This is a genomic window from Agrobacterium sp. LY4, from assembly GCF_001526585.1.
Taxonomy (GTDB): Bacteria; Pseudomonadota; Alphaproteobacteria; order Rhizobiales; family Rhizobiaceae; genus Agrobacterium; species Agrobacterium leguminum.
This window is the reverse complement of sequence record NZ_ASYA01000023.1, coordinates 222,230-239,722: the sequence shown is the minus strand read 5'-3', so window position 1 is coordinate 239,722 and position 17,493 is coordinate 222,230. Positions and strand designations below refer to the sequence as shown.

Genomic DNA, 17,493 nt, shown 5'->3' with positions numbered 1-17,493 from the left:
CATGCCGTGAAAAAATAGCCGGCCGCCACTGACGCGTTTCCCGTAATAAAACTGCAATAGAACGGGCGCATATCGAGTGAAGTTCAACGGCTGTTCATGTTCATGCAAGCTTTCCGCGCTCCTTCTCTCGCCACTATCAATGATGTCTGCGGACTGAATGCGGACGGATATGACGGAGCCAGCGTGAAACCGAGGCCGGATTTCGCCGTTGTCGTGCCCATGCACAATGAGCAAGCGAGTGTGGAAACGCTCGTGGCGGAGATTTTTGCCGCCTGCCAGCCTGTCGGCGCCTTCGAGATCGTGGTGGTGGACGACGCATCTTCGGACGGCACGGTTGAAGCGGTGCTTGCGCTTGGCGATCGTTACCCGATGCTGCGGCTGGTCCGCCATGATCGTCAGGGCGGACAGTCTGCGGCGATCCACAGCGGTGTGCAGGCGGCGCGTGCGCCGGTCATCTGCATGCTGGATGGAGACGGGCAGAACCCGCCGGACAATCTGCCGGCTCTTCTCGCTCCGCTTCTTTCCGCCAGCGCGCCCAGCCGGCTTGGCCTCGTGGCAGGCCAGCGCGTCGGCCGGCGCGATACGCTTGGAAAACGCCTCTCCTCCCGCTTCGCCAATGGGCTTCGGGCGCGGATATTGAAGGATGGCACGCGCGACACCGGCTGCGGGCTCAAGGCCTTCCGCCGCGACGCCTATCTCGCCTTGCCCTATTTCGATCATCACCACCGCTATTTCCCGGCGCTGTTCAATCGCGACGGTTGGCAGGTTACCCATGTCGACGTTACGCACCGGGCGCGGCTGCACGGAAATTCCCATTACACCAATATCGGCCGCGCGCTTGTCGGCATCCACGATCTGATCGGCGTCGCCTGGCTGCTGCGCCGGCGCAAGCGGTCAAGCTGGGCTGAAACTTTCAAAACGGAGACATCGCCGTGAATGCACCGGCTTTATGGTCCATGCTGCATGTGAACAGCTGGAAGGAATTTCTGTGGGTCTGCACCGGCTTCATGGGCCAGATGCTGTTTACCATGCGTTTTCTGGTTCAATGGATTTCTTCGGAACGGGCAAACCGCTCGGTCATTCCCGTGGCCTTCTGGTATTTTTCCGTTCTCGGCGGTCTGGTGCTGCTTTCCTACGCCATCTGGCGGCGCGATCCAGTCTTCATTCTGGGTCAGGCGTCCGGCCTTTTCATCTATGCCCGAAATCTCTGGTTGATTCATGCAGAACGCCGCCAGCATGCATGAGGCGGCGACCCTGCCTTATGCGCAGGCAGGCGATGAGCGCCGATGGCTGACATTTGCATTCGTGGCGATCGTCCTCGTAACCGCGCTGCGCGTCCTTGGGCTGGCCTTCAATCGCACCGACCTTTTCGTCGATGAGGCGCAATATTGGCTATGGGGCAGGGAGATGGCGCTCGGCGCCTATTCCAAGCCGCCCCTGATCGGCTGGCTCATTCGCGCGGCAACCGTTCTGGGCGGCGGTGAGGGCACGTTTCAGGTTCGGCTGGCCGCGCCCGTGGTGCATGGTGTGGCGGCGGCGGCCATCCTTGCGCTCGGCCGCATGATCTATGATGTCAGGCTGGCATCCCTGGCCGCCCTTATCTATCTGACCTTGCCGGCCGTAACGCTCGGCAGCCTGCTGATCTCGACCGATACGCCGATGATGCTGTTCATCGTGCTGTCGATGATCTCCGTGCGGAAGCTTGCGCTGGCCCGCCGCGAGGGCAGGGCGGCGTTGGGCTGGAGCATCGCCCTCGGTCTCTGCTTCGGCCTCGGACTGATGTCGAAATATGCGATGATCTATTTTCTACCCTGCTTCATCGTCGCCGGCTGGCTCTGTGAGGCATGGCGAATCCGGCTGCGTGACGCGGTCATTGCTGCGCTGGTCTGCGTTGCCGTCATCGCGCCCAATCTGTGGTGGAACGCGGCGCATGATTTCATGACCGCACGCCATACGGCGGATAATGCGAACTGGCATGGCGTCCAGCTGAAGGTCGGTTCCGCGCTGGAATTCTTCTTCTCCCAGGCGGGCGTGGTCGGACCATTCGTTTTCGTCGGCATGATCGTCGCAACAATTCGTGCGAAGAATGCCGAAACCCGGGCGCTGGTCGCGCTTTCGGTGCCGATCGTTCTGCTGATTACCGCGCAGGGTTTGATGTCACGGGCGCTCGCCAACTGGGCGGTCGGGGCCTATGCGGCCGGCGTGCTGCTGGCGGTGCCGGTCCTGGCGTCGCGGCGCTGGCTTACCGTGTCCACGCTTGTGCTCGGCGGCATCGTGGCCGTTGTGCTGCCGCTGATGACCATTGCCGGAACGCAATTGCGCCTGCCGAAAGGTGAACTGGCGATGGCGCGGTATCTAGGTCGCGCCGAGCTGGTGTCGACCGGTCTGTTACGGGCGCGCGAGGCGAGTGCGGACGCCATCGTCGCTACCGACCGTTCGATACTTGCCGAGCTTTTTTATCAGCTTCGGGATGAGAAGCAGGTGATGACGCGCGCGCTGCCTGAAACCGGCGTGCCTTCCAGTCACTATGCGCTTCTTTACCCGCTGAAACCCGGCGAGGCGAAAAGTCCCCTGTTCCTGGCAAGCGCGGATGGCCTGCCGGCCTGCCTTGCCGGCGAGGCGCCGGTCGCTCGCTGGACCGCCGGGCCGGGTTTCCTCGAAGGCAGGGAAATCGGACTCTGGCGCCTGCTGCCGCGATGCATGCCGGAGGGCAGCAATGGACAATGATCTTTCGCATATGCGGATCACGATCTGGGTGACATTCGCGACATTGGCGCTCGTGATCCTGTTCGCGACCTTTCCCTCCATCGATCTCAGATTCTCCGCCCTGTTTTTCTCGCCCGTCGAGCAGCCATGGTCCGGCCGTGAACCGTTTCCCGAATGGTTGCGGGATACGCTGCGCGAAGGTACGGAGCTTGCCACCCTTCTGGCTTTCGTGATTCTTGTCGGCAATCTGCGGCTGGGCACACTGCAAAGAACCGGCTGGCGGGTATGGGCCTTCCTGTGCGGGCCGGTGATCCTCTGCGCCGGGCTTCTCGTCAATGGCGTACTGAAGGCGACCATCGGTCGCGCGCGCCCGTTCAGCGTCACCGAATTCGGCGGGCAGCAGCTTTTCACGCCGCCTTTCCAGTACAGTGCGCAATGTTATTCGAACTGCTCGTTTTCTTCCGGCGAAACCGCGCTGATCGCCAGTTTCTTCCTGCCGCTCTGCGTGCTCGTCTGGCCCCGGCTGCAACGGCGCGGACGGTTGGCGATGGGAAGCATCGCTGCCGGTATGATCGTCCTCATGTCCGGCTTGCGCATCGCGGCCGGCGGGCATTTCCTCAGCGATGTGGTGATGTCTATCCTGTTTTCCGCCCTCACGACCCTGTTTCTCTACCGGGCGCTGGTGATCGGACGTCATCGCCATCTGTTTACCGGCGATGCGGTCACAGCGGATACGGTCAGTATCTGGCGTAACGGTCGCCATGCTGTCCTGACCAGGGTTCGGCGCTGGTGGCCGAAAATCAAGGCCGCAGCCTCGCGTCTGCAACGGCCGCCGGATGCGGGTGCGGCTTCGTCTTAAGGGGAACTTCGAAGTTCGCTTCAATGAGGTGAATGGCGAAGCGCGCCAGACACTCCTGCGTCATCCTCGGACTTGTCTCGAGGATCTGCGACCTGTTGATTTATTTAACATGACTAGGTCCTCGGCACAGGGCCGAGGATGACATCGAGGGAACCAGCGATTTCGAGATGGACCGCAGCCTGCCCGGAAATCTAAACCGGGCGGCAATTCGCCAAGCCCCAGAATGATTGCCGAGGTTTCCGCAGCTGCTCAGTCGAACAGGCCGGAAACCGACTGTTCCTGTGCGGTGCGGTTGATCGCTTCGCCGAGCAGGCCTGCGGTGCTGACCACGCGGATATTATGCGCGGACTGGACACCGGTGGTCGGCTGGATGCTGTCGGTGATGACGAGTTCGCGCAGCTTCGAGGAGGCCACGCGGGCAACCGCGCCGCCGGAAAGCACGCCGTGGGTGATATAGGCGGTGACGCTGGTGGCGCCCTTTTTCAGCAGCGCCTCAGCGGCGTTGCAGAGCGTGCCGCCGGAATCGACGATGTCGTCGATGAGGATGCAGTCCTTGCCGGAGACATCGCCGATGACGTTCATGACTTCGGATTCGCCCGGACGGTCACGGCGCTTGTCGACGATGGCCAGAAGACAGTCGAGACGCTTGGCGAGTGCACGGGCGCGAACCACGCCGCCGACATCGGGCGAAACGACCATGACATTGTTGGTGTCGTAATGGTCCTTCACGTCGCGGGCCAGAATGGGCGCTGCGAAGAGATTGTCGGTGGGGATATCGAAGAAGCCCTGAATCTGGCCGGCATGGAGATCGAGGGTGAGAACGCGGTCGGCGCCGGCTTCGGTGATCAGATTGGCGACGAGCTTGGCGGAAATAGGGGTGCGGGGGCCGGCCTTGCGGTCCTGGCGGGCGTAACCGAAATAGGGAAGCACCGCGGTAATGCGCTTGGCAGAGGAGCGGCGCATGGCGTCGATCATGATGAGCAGTTCCATCAGATGATCATTTGCCGGGAAGGAGGTGGACTGGACGATGAAAACGTCTTCGCCGCGCACGTTCTCGCTGATTTCTACGAATATTTCCTGGTCAGCAAACCGCTTTACAGTGGCATTTCCGAGAGGAACGTTAAGATACTTGCAGATCGCTTCGGCAAGGTGCCGGTTCGAATTGCCTGCGAAAACCTTCATTGCGGCCGCCTGTTTCCATGCCATCGCCTTGCATCACGGGGCTCAATCCACCGTAACCAAGCGTCGTTCAAGGGGAGGAACATCCGGCTGAAAAGCCTTTGCCGGATACGCCTTGTTGCCATGCGCGCCTTAATAGCGCTGTTGCTTCCGATTGCAAGAGGACTCCGCGCTTTCGCAATGATTTTCGTGAAATCTCTGTGACTTCTCCCGCCGTTTTCACCTCATCCCTGTTGAGACTGCTTCCATGACGAATAGTCGTTGAGCGTTTTTGCAGCGATATCCTGCATGACCCTGTCGGTCACGGCGGCCCATGGATCGCTACCTTTTGCCGCCACCGTTTCCTGCCCCTGCAGGCGGTGAAGCCGAACGCCATTGGCGTCCAGAATGTCCCAGACGTAGACGACATTGACCTTGGCGCCATCGGCAAAGGCGGAGAAATATCCCTTCAGGATATTTTCGGCCGAATTGTCGTTGGAGGCCCGGATGGTCAGCCCCTTCGCCCGCGCTTCGGCCCCGAGCTGGCGCGACAGCGGCGTCACCGCCTGAACGGGCGCTCCGATGATCGGCAGGAAGCGGATGGAGTTTGCGGAAGAGGCGGGCGCAAGCGATGCCGTCTGCTGTGCAGGTGCGGGTTGAGCGGCGGCGGGTGGCTGGGCTGGGGTCTGGTTCTGGCGAAGCGGCTCGCCATACTGGCTGCCGTTGGACAGCGCCTGTGCCTGCGCCTGCAACGAGTTTTGCGGTGCATAGGCGGGAACGGATGTTGCGGTTGCCGGAGCGCCCGTGGGCGCGCGGTCGGCGGCGGCGGCCATCTGGTCGAGATCGCCCTGGGTCACGGGTGTCGATTGCGAGGCATTGTGGCCGACATCCACCTGCGGTGTCAGCGCTTCCGTCGTGTTGCAGCCTGACAGGGCCAGCATCATCGCTGGAACAATGATGGCCGGAAAAAGGGGGGTGAACCCCGTCCGGCTCATGCGATTTTCTCTCTCATGTTCCGCTCCTTCTTGCCCAAGGTGGCGCAATGTAAGGGCGGTTTTCCCGCTCTGTCAAACCCGGCGGCGATTTAAGCTGTGAGAAGATCGAGGTTGTGGCGCGAGAGCGGCTCCGGTGCGCCGTCGGTGGTCAGATAGGTCTGGCCGAGCGTCATGGCCGTGCCGGAATCGGAATCCATCACGATCATATGCACGAAGAGCGTCATGTCGGCGGTGATCTCCTGCGGATTGCCGGCGTGGAACATCTGATGCTCCATCCACGACGGCGAGAAGCGCGCGCCCAGCGAATAACCGCAGGAGTTCAGCCGATGACGGGTCAAGCCGCGTTCATCCATCACGCGGGCATGGACGTCGAAGACATCGCCAAAGGTCTTGCCCGGTCGCAGCACCTCTTCAATGGCGGTGAGGTTTTGCAGGCAGGCGCTGTAGAGCTCCTTCTGGCGGAAATCCTGTTCGCCGATCACCACCGTGCGCATCATGGCGGCATGGTAGTGAGCGCTGACACCCGCCCATTCCAGCGTCAACTGATCCTTGGCGTCGAGCCTGCGGCGGCCGGCCTTGTAACGGCACAGCAGCGCATCCGCGCCGGAACCGACGATGAATTCATTGGCGGGGTAATCGCCGCCGCCGGCCAGAACCGCTCCCTGCATTGCCGCGAGAATTGCGGCCTCGTCCGCGCCGGGCCTGATGAGCGGCAGCGCCGCGTCCAGCGCCGCATCGGCCAGTTGGCCCGCCTTGCGCGCATAGGCGATCTCGGCCGGGCTTTTGACCAGCCGCAGGGTGCTGACCAGATAGGAAGCGTCGCTCATCTGGCAAAAGCTGGCGAGCTGATTGTCCAGCAGGCGGGCGACGCGGCCGGTCATGCCGTGGGTGTCGTATTCGACGCCGATCTTTGCACCCAGCAGGTCGAGATCGCTCAGCAGGTTCTTGAGATCGAGCGTCGGGTCGGCATTGGGCCGGTCGACCCAGATCAGGATATTCTCGATGATCGAGGTATTGCGGGCCTGGCGCAGATCCGCCGAGCGGGTCAGAAGCGTCATGGAGCCGTCCGATTTGACCACCAGCGTCTGGAAGAAGCAGTAGCCGAACGTGTCATAGCCGGTCAGCCAATACATGCTTTCCTGCGCGAAAAGCAGCAAGGCGTCCAGCTTCTCCTCGGCCATTTTCGCGAGCAGCCGCTCGCGGCGGGCATCGAATTCCGAAAGCTCGAAATGCAGGGCCATGTCAGTCCTCCAGAATTGCGATTGCGGAAATCTGCCGGCCATAATCGGGTTCGGCGCGGTGGGTGGTGCGGCGGTAGGAATAGAAGCGATGTTCGTCGGGATAGGTGCAGAGGCCGAGATTTTCCGCCTTCACACCGGCTTTCGTCAGCCGGTCGATGGTGAATTGCTTGAGGTCGAACAATGCGTGACCTTGCCTTTCCGTCCCGGCGAAATAATCCGCATAGGCCGGATCGATATCGGTGAAACGCGCCACATATTCCGGACCGACCTCATAATTGTTCTGGCTGATGGAGGGGCCGAGCGAGGCGGCGATGCGTTCCCGGCTGGCGCCGAGCGTCGTCATGGTCTCGATGGTGTTTTCGAGCACGCCGAACAGCGCCCCTTTCCAGCCGGCATGGGCCGCACCCACGACGCCGGCTTCCGCATCGGCAAACAGGATCGGGCCGCAATCGGCGCTCAGCACGCCAAGCACGAAACCCGGTGTCGCGGTTACCATGGCGTCGGCCTGCGGGCGGCTGCCGTCATAGGTTTCATCGACCACGAGAACATCGGGGGAATGGATCTGGTGCACGGTGGCGAGGCGCTCCGCCGACAGGCCGAACCATTGCGTCACGCGCCGGCGATTTTCCTGCACCCGTTCCGGTTCGTCATGCGAGCCGAGACCGACATTCAGGCCCTGATAAAGCCCTTCCGACACCCCGCCCTGCCGGGTGAAAAAACCGTGACGGATACGGTTTTTGCTGTAGTCGGCGAGCAGGGGACTCTGGATGGGGAGCGGCAGCGTTGCGTTCTGCATGGTGCGGGAGTTCCTTGGAGAATATCGCTGTTGGCCAGTGAGCTACGGTTAAGCGAGATGTTTCCGGTTGCCGCGGCGTTGCGCGGCGTGTGTGATGCAGTGTGCCTGCTTCGTGTGTCGCGGCGATGTTGGCCCAGAGGTGATTGCGCTGTCAATCCACCGCGCGAAACGGCAGGAGATGAAGCGCGGGACTTGAAACGGCGATGACCTTGAAAAGTTCCCCCATCTTGCCGGCGCCTTCGCCGGCGAGGCGGTTGACCGCTTCGGCGATTTCCAGCGTCTGGTCGGGCGTGGCCTTGGCGGCAAGCGCGGCCGCGCGTTCCTTGAGACCGAGGCCATAGAGAAAGTCGCCCTGTCTCAGGGCGCCGTTGACGTGTACGCCGGTTGCTTCGGCCGTTTTTACGAGGCTTTCGAAATCGACATGGCTGGTGAGATCGGCTTCGCCGGGATGCGCAAGCGCCGGGTCGAAGGCATGGTTGCGCATGGCCTGCAACGTATCACCATAACCGGCGACCAGATGGCCGTAATCGATGGCGAGCGCCGTGCCGCCATGGGCGGAGAGGCGCTGGCAGATCGCGGTCATCACGGCTTCGCGGGCAGGCGAAATCTCGAATATGGTGCCAATCGGCTGCCGTTCCGGCTGCGGCGGCAGCTGGGCCGGGTCTATGCCGGCAAGCCCGGTCGAGAACACAAGTTCGTCATTGGCATCGAGGCTGACGACCCGTTCGCGAAAACCCTGGGGCGTCTTTATGAATTGCCGGATCGGAATGGCGTCGAAAAGCTCGTTGGCGACGAGGAGCAGGAAACCTTCCGGCACGTCGTCGAAACTGTCATGCCAGGTCAATCTGTCCGCATGTGCGGCCAGCGTTTCCTTCTGGATGGCGGAAAGGCGGGGGCTGGTTTCCACCAGATGCACCTGCATCGTCTCGTAAAGCGGCGGTGCGATGCGGCGGATGACGCGCAGCATGTCCGACATCATAGTGCCGCGGCCGGGGCCGATTTCCACCAATTGCGTTTCCATGGGGGCGCCGTGCCTCTGCCAGGCATGGACTACGAAAACGCCGAGCATTTCGCCGAAAAGCTGGCTGACTTCAGGTGCGGTGATGAAATCGCCCGAACGGCCGAAGGGCTCGCGACTCCTGTAATAACCGTGCTCCGGATCGGCGAGGCAGAGCGAGAAGAAGTCGGTAACGCTAAGCGGACCGTTGAGCCGGATAAGTGATTTGATGCGTTGCGCGAGCGGTGTCGTCATGGCGGGTCATACCGTTCAGGCGCTTTTTGCCGCGCTGCGCGCCCGCAGAACCGCCCAGAGGCCGAGAGCGAACATGGGCGTGGAGAGCACCATGCCCATGGTCAGCCAGTTGCCGGCGAGATAACCGATCTGCGCGTCCGGCTCGCGGAAGAATTCCACGAAGATGCGCGACAGCGCGTAACCGCAGACGAAGATGCCGGTGACGACGCCGGGTGTCTTCAGCGCCCTGAAGGCATAGATGGCGATTGCCAGAACGATGACGAGCACGAGGCCTTCGAGACCCGCTTCATAAAGCTGGCTCGGGTGCCGCGCGAAGGGGCCGCCGGTCGGGAACACGACCGCCCATGGCACGTCGGCGATGCGCCCCCACAATTCGCCATTGATGAAATTGGCGATGCGCCCGAACAGCAGGCCGATGGGTGCTACGGCCGCGACGATGTCGAACATGCTCCAGACCGGAATGCCGTTCTTGCGGGCGAAAAGGATCATGGCGATGGTGGTGCCGATCAGGCCACCATGGAACGACATGCCGCCATTCCATATCTCGATTGCCCTGATGGGATTGGCGGCAACCGCGGTGAGATCGTAAAACAGGATGTAGCCGATGCGCCCGCCGAGCACGATGCCGCCGGCTGCCCAGAGGATGAAATCGTCAAGATGCTGCGCCGAGATCGGCGACGTCTCGTTCGGCCACAGGCGATCCGTGCGGGCGAGGCGGCGGGCATAGAACCAGCCGAGCATGATGCCCGCGACATAGGCGATGCCGTACCAGTGGATCGAGAGCGGGCCAAGGGACAGCGCCACCGGATCGATATTGGGGAAGGGCATGATGGCGAGTTGGGTGGGGGCGGCTAACAATCCGTATATTCCGTCATCGTTGCGGGGCGGACAACGGAACGAGCCATTGCCTCAAGGGGCCGGGCGATGATGCTCACCGGTCTCCCTGACGCCAAGGAAAATGGCGATTGCGGTGGCGGCGGTCAAGGTGATTCTTCAAGCTCCGGTTCAAGATACCGTAGGCCATGCAAGCTCTTGCGATTTTTCGATTTCGCTTGCAAGGCGGCGATGGAGTGCCTACCTGAAGGCTAGCAACAGCGGGCAAGACGATGCCCCTGAACCGACGAAGGATGAGCGCCATGAGCACGACAGGCACCAACCGTTTTCTGGATGAATTCGCCAAGCTGATGACCGATGCGGCCGGCGCGGCGCAGGGTGTGCGCAAGGAAGCCGAAGCCGCTTTTCACGCGCAGGCGGATCGCTGGCTGAACAGTCTGGACGTCGTCCGGCGCGAGGAATTCGATGCCGTTCGCGAAATGGCCATTCAGGCGCGTGATGAAAACGACGCGCTGCGTGCCCGCATCGAGGCTCTGGAAGCGAAGCTTTCCGCCGCCAAAGACTGATTTTTAACGCTTTTTCTGACAGGTCCCGGATCGCTTGCGATTCCGGGACTTTTTGTTTTCGGCCCATTCCGCCCGAAATGACTCCCGGTTGTTAAAAACGTCTCTCCGGCACGAATTTTTTGGGGCCTGTGGACACTTCCAAAAAACGCAATCGGCAGAGTCGCTTATGTATCTCGCCTGAGGTGATGGGGGAGGAGATATCCACTGTTCAAAAAGCAAAAATGGCGGGGAAGGGGTGGCAGCAGGACTCGGCCATTATACACTGATTTTAAATGATGATTCGAAAAGACCTGGTAAGCTCCAGACAGGGTGAATGCGTAATTCTGGTGGTGTCGGGCAATCGTCTCAAATGTTTATCCCGGTTTGTATGTGCGTTTTGTGCCCGGCGTTCAAAACAGGACATTCCTACCGGCTGAGAAGGTGCCGCATGAGTCTGATAGAATTTGAAATTGAGCGTCAGTCCAATCCCGTGGACATGATCGAGATCGTCGCCGCCTCGAACGATTGGTCGTTCGAACGTTCAGGCGAAGATGAGATCGCCATGACTGTCGCCGGTCACTGGGCCGACTATCACGTCTCCTTTTCATGGATGGAAGAATTCGAGGCGCTGCATCTTGCCTGCGCCTTCGACATCAAGGTGCCGGATCAGCGCGTCAACGAAGTCATTCGTCTGCTCTCTCAGGTCAACGGTCAGGTGCTGATGGGGCATTTCGATCTGTGGCGGCAGGAGGATGTGGTGATCTTCCGCCAGTCCCTGCTTCTGGCCGGCGGCGCCGAACCGAACAACCAGCAGGTGGAAGTGCTGCTTTCCAGCGCTCTGGAGGCCTGCGAACAATATTATCAGGCATTCCAGTTCGTCGTCTGGTCGGGGCTGGATGCGAAAAGTGCAATCGAAGCGGTCATGTTCGAGACCGTCGGAGAAGCGTAAGATGGTGTATAAGGCTTCCGGGCCGCTCGTCCTGGTGGGCGCCGGCAACATGGGCGGCGCTCTGCTTTCAGGCTGGCTGAAAAAGGGCGTGCCGGGATCGCAGGTCATCGTCATCGATCCGCGCCCTTCCGACGCCATGCGGACGACGATTGCGGAAGCCGGAGCTGCCCATAGCGAAAGCGTGCCCGAGGGCGTGAAGGCCGGTATTCTTTTCGTGGCGGTGAAGCCGCAGATGATGGAAGCCGTGCTGCCCTCACTGAAACCCCTGCTGGGCCCGCATACGGTCGTCGTTTCGATTGCGGCGGGCACCACCATCGGCACGTTCGTTTCGCATTTCGGCAAGGTTGCCGCGGTGCGAGCCATGCCCAACACACCGGCCATGGTCGGCCGTGGCGTCACGGGGGCCTATGCCAACGAGCTGGTGACGCCGGAGCTTAAAACGGTGGTGGACGGGCTGCTGAAAGTCAGCGGTCCTGTCGAATGGGTGGATGCCGAAAGCGATATCGACGCGGTGACCGCGGTTTCGGGAAGCGGCCCGGCCTATGTCTTCTATCTGGTGGAATGCATGGCCGAAGCCGGCCGCAAGGCCGGTCTGCCGGCGGATGTGGCCATGCGTCTGGCGCGCGAAACCGTGGCCGGCGCCGGCGAGCTGCTGCATCAGTCCTCCGACGAGGCGGCGCGCCTGCGCCAGAATGTGACCTCGCCGGGCGGCACCACGGCTGCGGCGCTGTCCGTTTTGATGGCCGAAGACGGCATGCAGCCCCTGTTCGACAGGGCGGTCGCTGCCGCAAAAACGCGCGCCGAAGAGCTGGCGGGCTGAAGGGGCGGGCCATGAGCGGTGAAATTTCCTATGCCGATTTCGAGAAGGTCGATATCCGTGTCGGCACCATCATTGAGGCCGAGCCTTTTCCCGAGGCGCGCAAGCCTGCCTTCAAGGTGAAGATCGATTTCGGACCGGAGATCGGCGTCAAGAAATCCTCGGCGCAGATCACGGTGCATTATACGCTGGAAAGCCTTGTCGGCCGGCAGGTTCTGGGCGTGGTGAATTTTCCGCCGCGCCAGATCGGCCCTTTCCGGTCCGAGGTCCTGACGCTCGGTTTTGCCGATGCCAATGGCGATATCGTGCTTGCCGGCGTCGAGCGGCCGGTGCCGAACGGCGAGAAAATGTGCTGATGGAACACGACGGCTCAGTGCCGGAGTGACGGAAACGGCAAGTCCGGGTCACACTTTTGGCTCCGGTGCTCTAGAGCATTTCCAGGAAAAGTGGAGCCCGGTTTTCCGTCCGGAAATGTGCCGAAACAAGGAGTTAGAGTGTTTTCGCGATTCGAAGAAAAGCGAAAAAACTCTAAGCCGGAATTTTTACGATTACCCGCAATCCGCCCATCGGGCTTTCATCGAGCGTTACGTCGCCGCCGTGGCTGCGGGCGATATCGCGGACGATGGAAAGGCCAAGGCCGGTGCCCGAAGCATTGAGGTTGCGCGCTTCGTCCAGCCGGAAGAACGGCTTGAACACATCCTCGCGTGAGTTTTCCGGAATGCCCGGCCCGTCATCGTCAAAGGTCATGATGATGGAACGCGGCGCCTTGCGGATATCGATGTGGAGATTGCCGGCGTAGCGCCGTGCATTTTCGGCCAGATTGGCGACGAGCCGGGACAGCGCATTCGGCCGCGCGATGATCCGCTCGATATTATAAAGCTCGTAGCTGAATTTTTTGCCGTGCAGCTCGAAATCATGGCCGATTTTTTCGAGAAGGGCCGGAAGCTCCAGCGTGCCGACGTCCTCTTCGACATCGGTACGGGCAAAGGTCAGATAGGCTTCCAGCATCGACTGCATGTCCTCGACATCCTTGTCGAGCCCCTCGAGGTCGGGATTGTCCCCTGCGAGTGCCAGTTGCAGCTTGAAGCGGGTGAGGATGGTGCGCAGGTCGTGGCTGACGCCGTTCAGCATGGCGGTGCGCTGCTCCATCTGCCGCTCGATACGCTCGCGCATCAGGATGAAGGCGAGGCCGGCGCGCCGCACCTCGTCTGCGCCGCGGGGGGAATAGCCGCTGATCTTCTGGCCCTTGCCGAAGTTTTCCGCCGCCTTGGCGAGCGCTTCGATGGGTTTGATCTGCCCGCGCAGGAAGAGGATGGAGATGGCGATCAACACCAGCGATGCCCCGACCATCCAGACAAGGAAGATATGGGTGTTGGAGGCATAGGCCGAACTGCGGCGGGTGAAGACGCGCAGGGTCTTGTCTTCGAGCTGGATGCGGATTTCCACCAGCGAGCCGTTGCCATAGGTATCGATCCAGAACGGCCTGCCGATCTGCTGCGTCAGCTGATCCGCGAGGATCCTGTCGAGGATCGAAAACAGCGGCTCCGGTCTCGGGGCCGGCAGGTCGGTCTTCGGTTCGATATAGACGCTGAGATCCAGCTTGTCGCGGGCGATGCGGATGACGCGCTGATAGTCGTCTTCCTCCGGGTCCGTCTGCAGCAGCTCGATGATCGCGGCGATATCGCGCGTTACGGCGGCGGAGAGGCGTTCCGTCACGAGCTGCCAGTGGCGTTCCATGAAGACGGCCGCGACCACGCCCTGAAGCAGGATCATCGGCAGGATGATGATGAGCAGTGAACGGGTGTAGAGGCCGGTTGGCAGCCAGTGGCGCAGCCATCTGCCCGACGTGCGCCATGCTTTGGCCGCGCCGCTGTTTCTGACCGTGCTGAGAAAATCGAGGCTCGCCATGGCCGTGCGTTCGCCCTTCGTTGGGTGCTCGTCAGTCCACGCTCAGGCGGTAACCGATGCCGCGCACCGTTTGCAGATAGACAGGATTGGCAGGGTCGTCCTCGATCTTGCGGCGAAGACGGTTGATCTGCACGTCGATGGTTCTTTCGCCCACTTCCGATTCCGCTTCCACCAGCTCGTGGCGGGGAATGGTATCGCCGGCGCGCAGCGCAAAAAGCAGCATGATCTCCTGCTCGCGATCCGTCAGGCGGATCGTTTCGGGGCCGCGCCGCAATTCCTTTTTGGGGATGGAGAAGCTGTAGGGGCCGAACATGATCTGTTCGATCTTGGGCGTATCGGGCGAGGTATTGCGTCGCAGGATATTGTTGATGCGCAGGACGAGCTCGCGCGGGTCGAAGGGTTTGGCGAGATAATCGTCCGCACCGGCTTCCAGCCCGGCGATGCGCGAATCCGCTTCCGAGCGGGCGGTCAGAAGGATGACCGGCACGGATTTGTCCTCGTTCAGCGAGCGGGTCAGCGAAAGCCCGTTTTCGCCCGGCATCATCACGTCGAGGATGAGCAGGTCGAAACGGATGCCCACCATTTTACGCCGGGCTTCGGCGGCATCGGCCGCCACGGAGATGCGATAGCCCTTGTCGCCCAGAAAGCGCTGCAGGAGATCGCGGATGCGGGCATCGTCGTCGACGATCAGTAGGTGGGCTGCATCGTCATCCGCCGGTGGACGTTTTGTCGGTGCTGTCGCCATTGTCACTCGTCCTCCACGGTGGTGGTCGTCGTCGGGCTGCGCATCTGCGCCAGGAACTTGCGCACGCAGGCGCGGGCGTCCGGCCCGAGACCTTCCAGCGCGCGGTCGATGCGGCGCGATTGCGGCTCGCTCAGCGCCAGCGCCAGTTCACGGCCCGTCAGCGTGGGGTAAAGCCTGCGCTGGCGGCGATCTTCCGGGCCCGCCATCTGGCGGATGTAACCGTCGTCGATCAATTGCTTCAGCACACGGGCAAGGCTCTGCTTGGTAATCTGCAGCGTATCGAGCAGATCCGCTACCGTCATACCCGGCTGCCGGCTGACGAAATAGACCACTCGGTGATGCGCTCGTCCGTATTCCAGTTTCGACAGAATGACATCGGGATCGGAGACGAAATCGCGATAGGCGAAAAACAGCGCCTCGATCGTGTCGAAGTCGATCTTGCCGTCGTCAACCTTTGGGAGTGCCGGTGTCTGCCTGGCGGCTGCGGTTTTGAGCGATTGCGGTGGCACTGCGGTTCCTTCATATTCTGCGGCTGTCTGATCATAGGCTGACAGGCGTCGATGCGCCAATATTCTGTAAACATAGCCGAAAATGCGTCCGCTCGGGAGAATGCCGCGATCATTTTCTGTTGCGGTGGATAATATGGCGCGGGTGCGGGTGCAACTGGAATCCTGAGTGACCTTTACCGGAAATAGAAAAGAGCGCGGAAACTCCGCGCTCTTCATCCGTCTCTTGATGTCCGCCGTGCGTTTACTGATAGACGTAAACGATCCGTCGCGTCGAAGGTTCGACCAGAACCGGCACGTCGTTCACCTGGACATAACGATATTGATAGTCCGGAATTTTAACGAGACGCGTATCCGACGGCAGCACAGTACCGACGGCTATGTCGCCGTCATAGGTGACGGTGTCTGCGGGATGTTCGTCAATATAGGTCATCACCGATTGCGGCGGATCGACTTCGCCGACGCGGCCGAGGTTCGGATCGCCGGGATTGGGTTCTGCCTGCACGCTTGAGGTCGTTTCATAGGTCACGACCGGCACGCTGAGTTCCGAGCGGCGCTGTTCGAGAATGACCGGCGAGCCCTCATACATGACATTCAGATAATCGGCATGGGCCCAGCCGCGCAGGCCGTTGACTTCGATCCGGCACCAGCTGCTGCCTTCCATGCAGCCATCCAGAACCGCATTGCTGCCGCGGGTGGCCAGTCCCACTTCGGGATAGTCTTCACCGGGGCCTGAGCGAACGGAAATATCCGATGCGGTGGTGGCGACCATGGCGGCGTTCGCGAAACCGGCCATCAAGGCGAAGGCGCCGCCAGCCATGAGCATTTTAAGCGTCTTGTCCATGTGTCTCACTCCTTTCAAGACTGGAGCTAGAACGTCGCAACCATCGGGGCGTTCCACATTTTTTGCCGGCAATTCCCGCCATCCGCCGAAGATTTATTGCTATCTAACTGTTTCTAATTCGATTTTTAGACTGCTTCAGTCGCCGGAAGTCGGGGTCTTTTCCGCCGCCATTGTGCCGCCACCGGTCGCGGGCTATAGGAGGCAGGAGCTTTCAGACAGGAGACACAGGATATGGGAAAATTGCAGGCGGGCATTATTCCGGTCACGCCATTCGAGCAGAATTGCACCATCCTGTTCGATCAGGATACCAAGGAGGGCGTCGTCGTCGATCCCGGTGGGGATGTGGACGTCATTCTCCAGGTCGTGTCTGAAAACGGCATCGCGCTGAAGGAAATCTGGCTGACGCATGGGCATCTCGATCATGCCGGCGGTGCCGATGAACTGCGTGAAAAACTGTCGCTGCCGGTCATCGGGCCGCATGAGGACGACCGTCCTCTGCTCGAAAGAGTTGAGGCGCAGGCCGAAAAATACGGCATTAGCGGTCTTCGGAACGTCGCACCTGACAAATGGCTCAAGGACGGCGACAGGGTATCCTTCGGGGATCACGTCTTCGAAGTCTATCATTGCCCGGGCCATGCGCCCGGCCACGTCATATATTACAACCGCGACCAGAACTTCGCCCATGTCGGCGACGTGCTGTTCTCGGGATCGGTGGGGCGCACGGACCTGCCGGGCGGAAACCACGAGCAATTGATGGCGTCCATTCGCGACAAGCTTTTGCCGCTGGGTGACGATGTCGGTTTCATCTGCGGCCATGGCCCGGGTGGACGGCTGGGCGAGGAACGGCTCACCAACCCCTATCTCAAGGGGCTCTGAGTACCGGCCCATTAGAGTTTTTCCGCTTTTCCTGGAAATGCTCTAAGGCCTGCGGGACCGCACAAAAAAACCCGGCATTCCTGCCGGGCTTCAACTAGAAAAGAAAGCCGTTTTAGGGTCAGCCAGCAATCTGCAGATTGACTGCCTTCGGCCCCTTGCCGCGACGATCCGGTTCCGTGTCGAAGCTCACTTTCTGATTTTCTGAAAGTCCGGACAGGCCAGAAGCCTGTACGGCAGAGATGTGAACAAAGATATCAGCGCCACCATTGTCTGGCTTGATGAAGCCGAAGCCTTTGTCTGTATTGAAGAATTTTACGGTGCCAGTTTCGGCCATGCATCAGGTCCTTTTCGCTCTGCCCGCGTTCAGCTACAGGCAGCATTACAGTTTTGCCCCGCGTGGGCGTTGGCAGGCAGTTTTTGACTATTGAGAAAATGGACCTTCGCAGCGGGAAGTAATGGCGT

20 protein-coding genes are annotated in these 17,493 nt (G+C 60.9%); 9 read left to right on the top strand and 11 right to left on the bottom strand.

Annotated elements, in window-relative coordinates; all coding sequences use genetic code 11:
- The first annotated feature begins 96 nt into the window (after nucleotides 1–96).
- Genes L904_RS18815 through L904_RS18800 form a run of 4 tightly spaced genes read left to right on the top strand, consistent with a single transcriptional unit; the run spans nucleotide 97 to nucleotide 3,565 of the window.
- Entirely contained in the window at nucleotides 97–936 is an 840-nt protein-coding gene (locus L904_RS18815; RefSeq protein WP_020809791.1) for a glycosyltransferase family 2 protein, read from the top strand.
- Nucleotides 937–956: 20 nt separating this feature from the next.
- Nucleotides 957–1,244: a lipid-A-disaccharide synthase N-terminal domain-containing protein gene (locus tag L904_RS18810; RefSeq protein ID WP_031233742.1), complete on the top strand. Its 288-nt coding sequence runs from the start codon at nucleotides 957–959 to the stop codon at nucleotides 1,242–1,244.
- A complete protein-coding gene (locus L904_RS18805; RefSeq protein WP_020809792.1) occupies nucleotides 1,219–2,727 on the top strand; it encodes a glycosyltransferase family 39 protein in 1,509 nt (502 codons plus the stop codon). Before L904_RS18810 ends, L904_RS18805 begins: the two co-directional genes overlap by 26 nt.
- On the top strand, nucleotides 2,717–3,565 hold the full coding sequence (locus tag L904_RS18800) for a phosphatase PAP2 family protein (protein WP_020809793.1): 849 nt from the start codon (nucleotides 2,717–2,719) through the stop codon (nucleotides 3,563–3,565). The genes L904_RS18805 and L904_RS18800 overlap by 11 nt, the downstream gene beginning before the upstream one ends.
- Before the next feature lie 249 nt (nucleotides 3,566–3,814).
- Here the strand turns inward: L904_RS18800 and L904_RS18795 are convergent, their stop codons facing one another.
- From L904_RS18795 to lgt, 6 genes are all read right to left on the bottom strand, one after another.
- Entirely contained in the window at nucleotides 3,815–4,747 is a 933-nt protein-coding gene (locus L904_RS18795; protein WP_003522877.1) for a ribose-phosphate pyrophosphokinase, read from the bottom strand.
- A gap of 221 nt (nucleotides 4,748–4,968) precedes the next feature.
- Entirely contained in the window at nucleotides 4,969–5,718 is a 750-nt protein-coding gene (locus tag L904_RS18790) for a hypothetical protein (RefSeq protein ID WP_020811367.1), read from the bottom strand.
- A gap of 89 nt (nucleotides 5,719–5,807) precedes the next feature.
- Entirely contained in the window at nucleotides 5,808–6,959 is a 1,152-nt protein-coding gene (locus L904_RS18785) for a Xaa-Pro peptidase family protein (RefSeq protein ID WP_020811368.1), read from the bottom strand.
- A gap of 1 nt (nucleotide 6,960) precedes the next feature.
- Nucleotides 6,961–7,755: a peptidoglycan editing factor PgeF gene (gene pgeF / locus L904_RS18780; protein WP_020811369.1), complete on the bottom strand. Its 795-nt coding sequence runs from the start codon at nucleotides 7,753–7,755 to the stop codon at nucleotides 6,961–6,963.
- 151 nt (nucleotides 7,756–7,906) lie between these two features.
- Nucleotides 7,907–9,007: a class I SAM-dependent methyltransferase gene (locus L904_RS18775; RefSeq protein ID WP_020811370.1), complete on the bottom strand. Its 1,101-nt coding sequence runs from the start codon at nucleotides 9,005–9,007 to the stop codon at nucleotides 7,907–7,909.
- A 15-nt stretch (nucleotides 9,008–9,022) separates the two neighbouring features.
- Nucleotides 9,023–9,835: a prolipoprotein diacylglyceryl transferase gene (lgt, locus tag L904_RS18770; protein WP_031234097.1), complete on the bottom strand. Its 813-nt coding sequence runs from the start codon at nucleotides 9,833–9,835 to the stop codon at nucleotides 9,023–9,025.
- A 308-nt stretch (nucleotides 9,836–10,143) separates the two neighbouring features.
- Between lgt and L904_RS18765 the strand changes: the two genes are divergently transcribed.
- The 4 genes from L904_RS18765 (at nucleotide 10,144) to L904_RS18750 (ending at nucleotide 12,508) form a co-directional block, all read left to right on the top strand.
- Nucleotides 10,144–10,407 carry an accessory factor UbiK family protein gene (locus L904_RS18765; RefSeq protein WP_003522871.1) on the top strand — a complete coding sequence of 88 codons (264 nt, stop codon included), beginning with the start codon at nucleotides 10,144–10,146 and terminating at the stop codon, nucleotides 10,405–10,407.
- A 427-nt stretch (nucleotides 10,408–10,834) separates the two neighbouring features.
- Nucleotides 10,835–11,335 carry a YbjN domain-containing protein gene (locus tag L904_RS18760; RefSeq protein ID WP_003522870.1) on the top strand — a complete coding sequence of 167 codons (501 nt, stop codon included), beginning with the start codon at nucleotides 10,835–10,837 and terminating at the stop codon, nucleotides 11,333–11,335.
- Between the two features lies 1 nt (nucleotide 11,336).
- Nucleotides 11,337–12,155, top strand: coding sequence for a pyrroline-5-carboxylate reductase (proC, locus tag L904_RS18755; protein ID WP_003522869.1), 819 nt, complete (start codon nucleotides 11,337–11,339; stop codon nucleotides 12,153–12,155).
- 11 nt (nucleotides 12,156–12,166) lie between these two features.
- Nucleotides 12,167–12,508, top strand: coding sequence for a tRNA-binding protein (locus L904_RS18750; protein ID WP_020811282.1), 342 nt, complete (start codon nucleotides 12,167–12,169; stop codon nucleotides 12,506–12,508).
- 172 nt (nucleotides 12,509–12,680) lie between these two features.
- Here the strand turns inward: L904_RS18750 and L904_RS18745 are convergent, their stop codons facing one another.
- The 4 genes from L904_RS18745 to L904_RS18730 all read right to left on the bottom strand — a co-directional run bounded on the left by L904_RS18745 (nucleotide 12,681) and on the right by L904_RS18730 (nucleotide 16,155).
- Complete coding sequence (locus L904_RS18745) at nucleotides 12,681–14,060, bottom strand: ATP-binding protein (protein ID WP_020811281.1); 1,380 nt, start codon at nucleotides 14,058–14,060, stop codon at nucleotides 12,681–12,683.
- Between the two features lie 31 nt (nucleotides 14,061–14,091).
- On the bottom strand, nucleotides 14,092–14,805 hold the full coding sequence (locus L904_RS18740; protein ID WP_003522866.1) for a response regulator: 714 nt from the start codon (nucleotides 14,803–14,805) through the stop codon (nucleotides 14,092–14,094).
- A 2-nt stretch (nucleotides 14,806–14,807) separates the two neighbouring features.
- Entirely contained in the window at nucleotides 14,808–15,314 is a 507-nt protein-coding gene (locus L904_RS18735; RefSeq protein WP_031234081.1) for a MarR family winged helix-turn-helix transcriptional regulator, read from the bottom strand.
- 241 nt (nucleotides 15,315–15,555) lie between these two features.
- Nucleotides 15,556–16,155 carry a DUF1236 domain-containing protein gene (locus L904_RS18730; protein WP_020811279.1) on the bottom strand — a complete coding sequence of 200 codons (600 nt, stop codon included), beginning with the start codon at nucleotides 16,153–16,155 and terminating at the stop codon, nucleotides 15,556–15,558.
- A gap of 231 nt (nucleotides 16,156–16,386) precedes the next feature.
- Here L904_RS18730 and L904_RS18725 point away from each other — a divergent pair, with 231 nt between their 5' ends.
- Nucleotides 16,387–17,031: an MBL fold metallo-hydrolase gene (locus tag L904_RS18725; RefSeq protein WP_020811278.1), complete on the top strand. Its 645-nt coding sequence runs from the start codon at nucleotides 16,387–16,389 to the stop codon at nucleotides 17,029–17,031.
- Nucleotides 17,032–17,149: 118 nt separating this feature from the next.
- Here L904_RS18725 and L904_RS18720 read toward each other — a convergent pair whose 3' ends face one another.
- Complete coding sequence (locus tag L904_RS18720; RefSeq protein WP_003494703.1) at nucleotides 17,150–17,365, bottom strand: cold-shock protein; 216 nt, start codon at nucleotides 17,363–17,365, stop codon at nucleotides 17,150–17,152.
- Between the last annotated feature and the right edge of the window lie 128 nt (nucleotides 17,366–17,493).

Bases quoted from the DNA above. Each gene is read 5' to 3' on its own strand.
- L904_RS18785 (WP_020811368.1), bottom strand. From the start codon at position 6,959: ATGGCCCTGCATTTCGAGCTTTCGGAATTCGATGCCCGCCGCGAGCGG.
- L904_RS18750 (WP_020811282.1), top strand. From the start codon at position 12,167: ATGAGCGGTGAAATTTCCTATGCCGATTTCGAGAAGGTCGATATCCGT.
- L904_RS18795 (WP_003522877.1), bottom strand. From the start codon at position 4,747: ATGAAGGTTTTCGCAGGCAATTCGAACCGGCACCTTGCCGAAGCGATC.
- L904_RS18745 (WP_020811281.1), bottom strand. From the start codon at position 14,060: ATGGCGAGCCTCGATTTTCTCAGCACGGTCAGAAACAGCGGCGCGGCC.
- L904_RS18740 (WP_003522866.1), bottom strand. From the start codon at position 14,805: ATGGCGACAGCACCGACAAAACGTCCACCGGCGGATGACGATGCAGCC.
- L904_RS18790 (WP_020811367.1), bottom strand. From the start codon at position 5,718: ATGAGCCGGACGGGGTTCACCCCCCTTTTTCCGGCCATCATTGTTCCA.
- L904_RS18805 (WP_020809792.1), top strand. From the start codon at position 1,219: ATGCAGAACGCCGCCAGCATGCATGAGGCGGCGACCCTGCCTTATGCG.
- L904_RS18730 (WP_020811279.1), bottom strand. From the start codon at position 16,155: ATGGACAAGACGCTTAAAATGCTCATGGCTGGCGGCGCCTTCGCCTTG.
- L904_RS18815 (WP_020809791.1), top strand. From the start codon at position 97: ATGTTCATGCAAGCTTTCCGCGCTCCTTCTCTCGCCACTATCAATGAT.
- L904_RS18775 (WP_020811370.1), bottom strand. From the start codon at position 9,007: ATGACGACACCGCTCGCGCAACGCATCAAATCACTTATCCGGCTCAAC.
- L904_RS18765 (WP_003522871.1), top strand. From the start codon at position 10,144: ATGAGCACGACAGGCACCAACCGTTTTCTGGATGAATTCGCCAAGCTG.
- L904_RS18760 (WP_003522870.1), top strand. From the start codon at position 10,835: ATGAGTCTGATAGAATTTGAAATTGAGCGTCAGTCCAATCCCGTGGAC.
- proC (WP_003522869.1), top strand. From the start codon at position 11,337: ATGGTGTATAAGGCTTCCGGGCCGCTCGTCCTGGTGGGCGCCGGCAAC.
- L904_RS18810 (WP_031233742.1), top strand. From the start codon at position 957: ATGCTGCATGTGAACAGCTGGAAGGAATTTCTGTGGGTCTGCACCGGC.
- L904_RS18800 (WP_020809793.1), top strand. From the start codon at position 2,717: ATGGACAATGATCTTTCGCATATGCGGATCACGATCTGGGTGACATTC.
- pgeF (WP_020811369.1), bottom strand. From the start codon at position 7,755: ATGCAGAACGCAACGCTGCCGCTCCCCATCCAGAGTCCCCTGCTCGCC.
- L904_RS18725 (WP_020811278.1), top strand. From the start codon at position 16,387: ATGGGAAAATTGCAGGCGGGCATTATTCCGGTCACGCCATTCGAGCAG.
- lgt (WP_031234097.1), bottom strand. From the start codon at position 9,835: ATGCCCTTCCCCAATATCGATCCGGTGGCGCTGTCCCTTGGCCCGCTC.
- L904_RS18720 (WP_003494703.1), bottom strand. From the start codon at position 17,365: ATGGCCGAAACTGGCACCGTAAAATTCTTCAATACAGACAAAGGCTTC.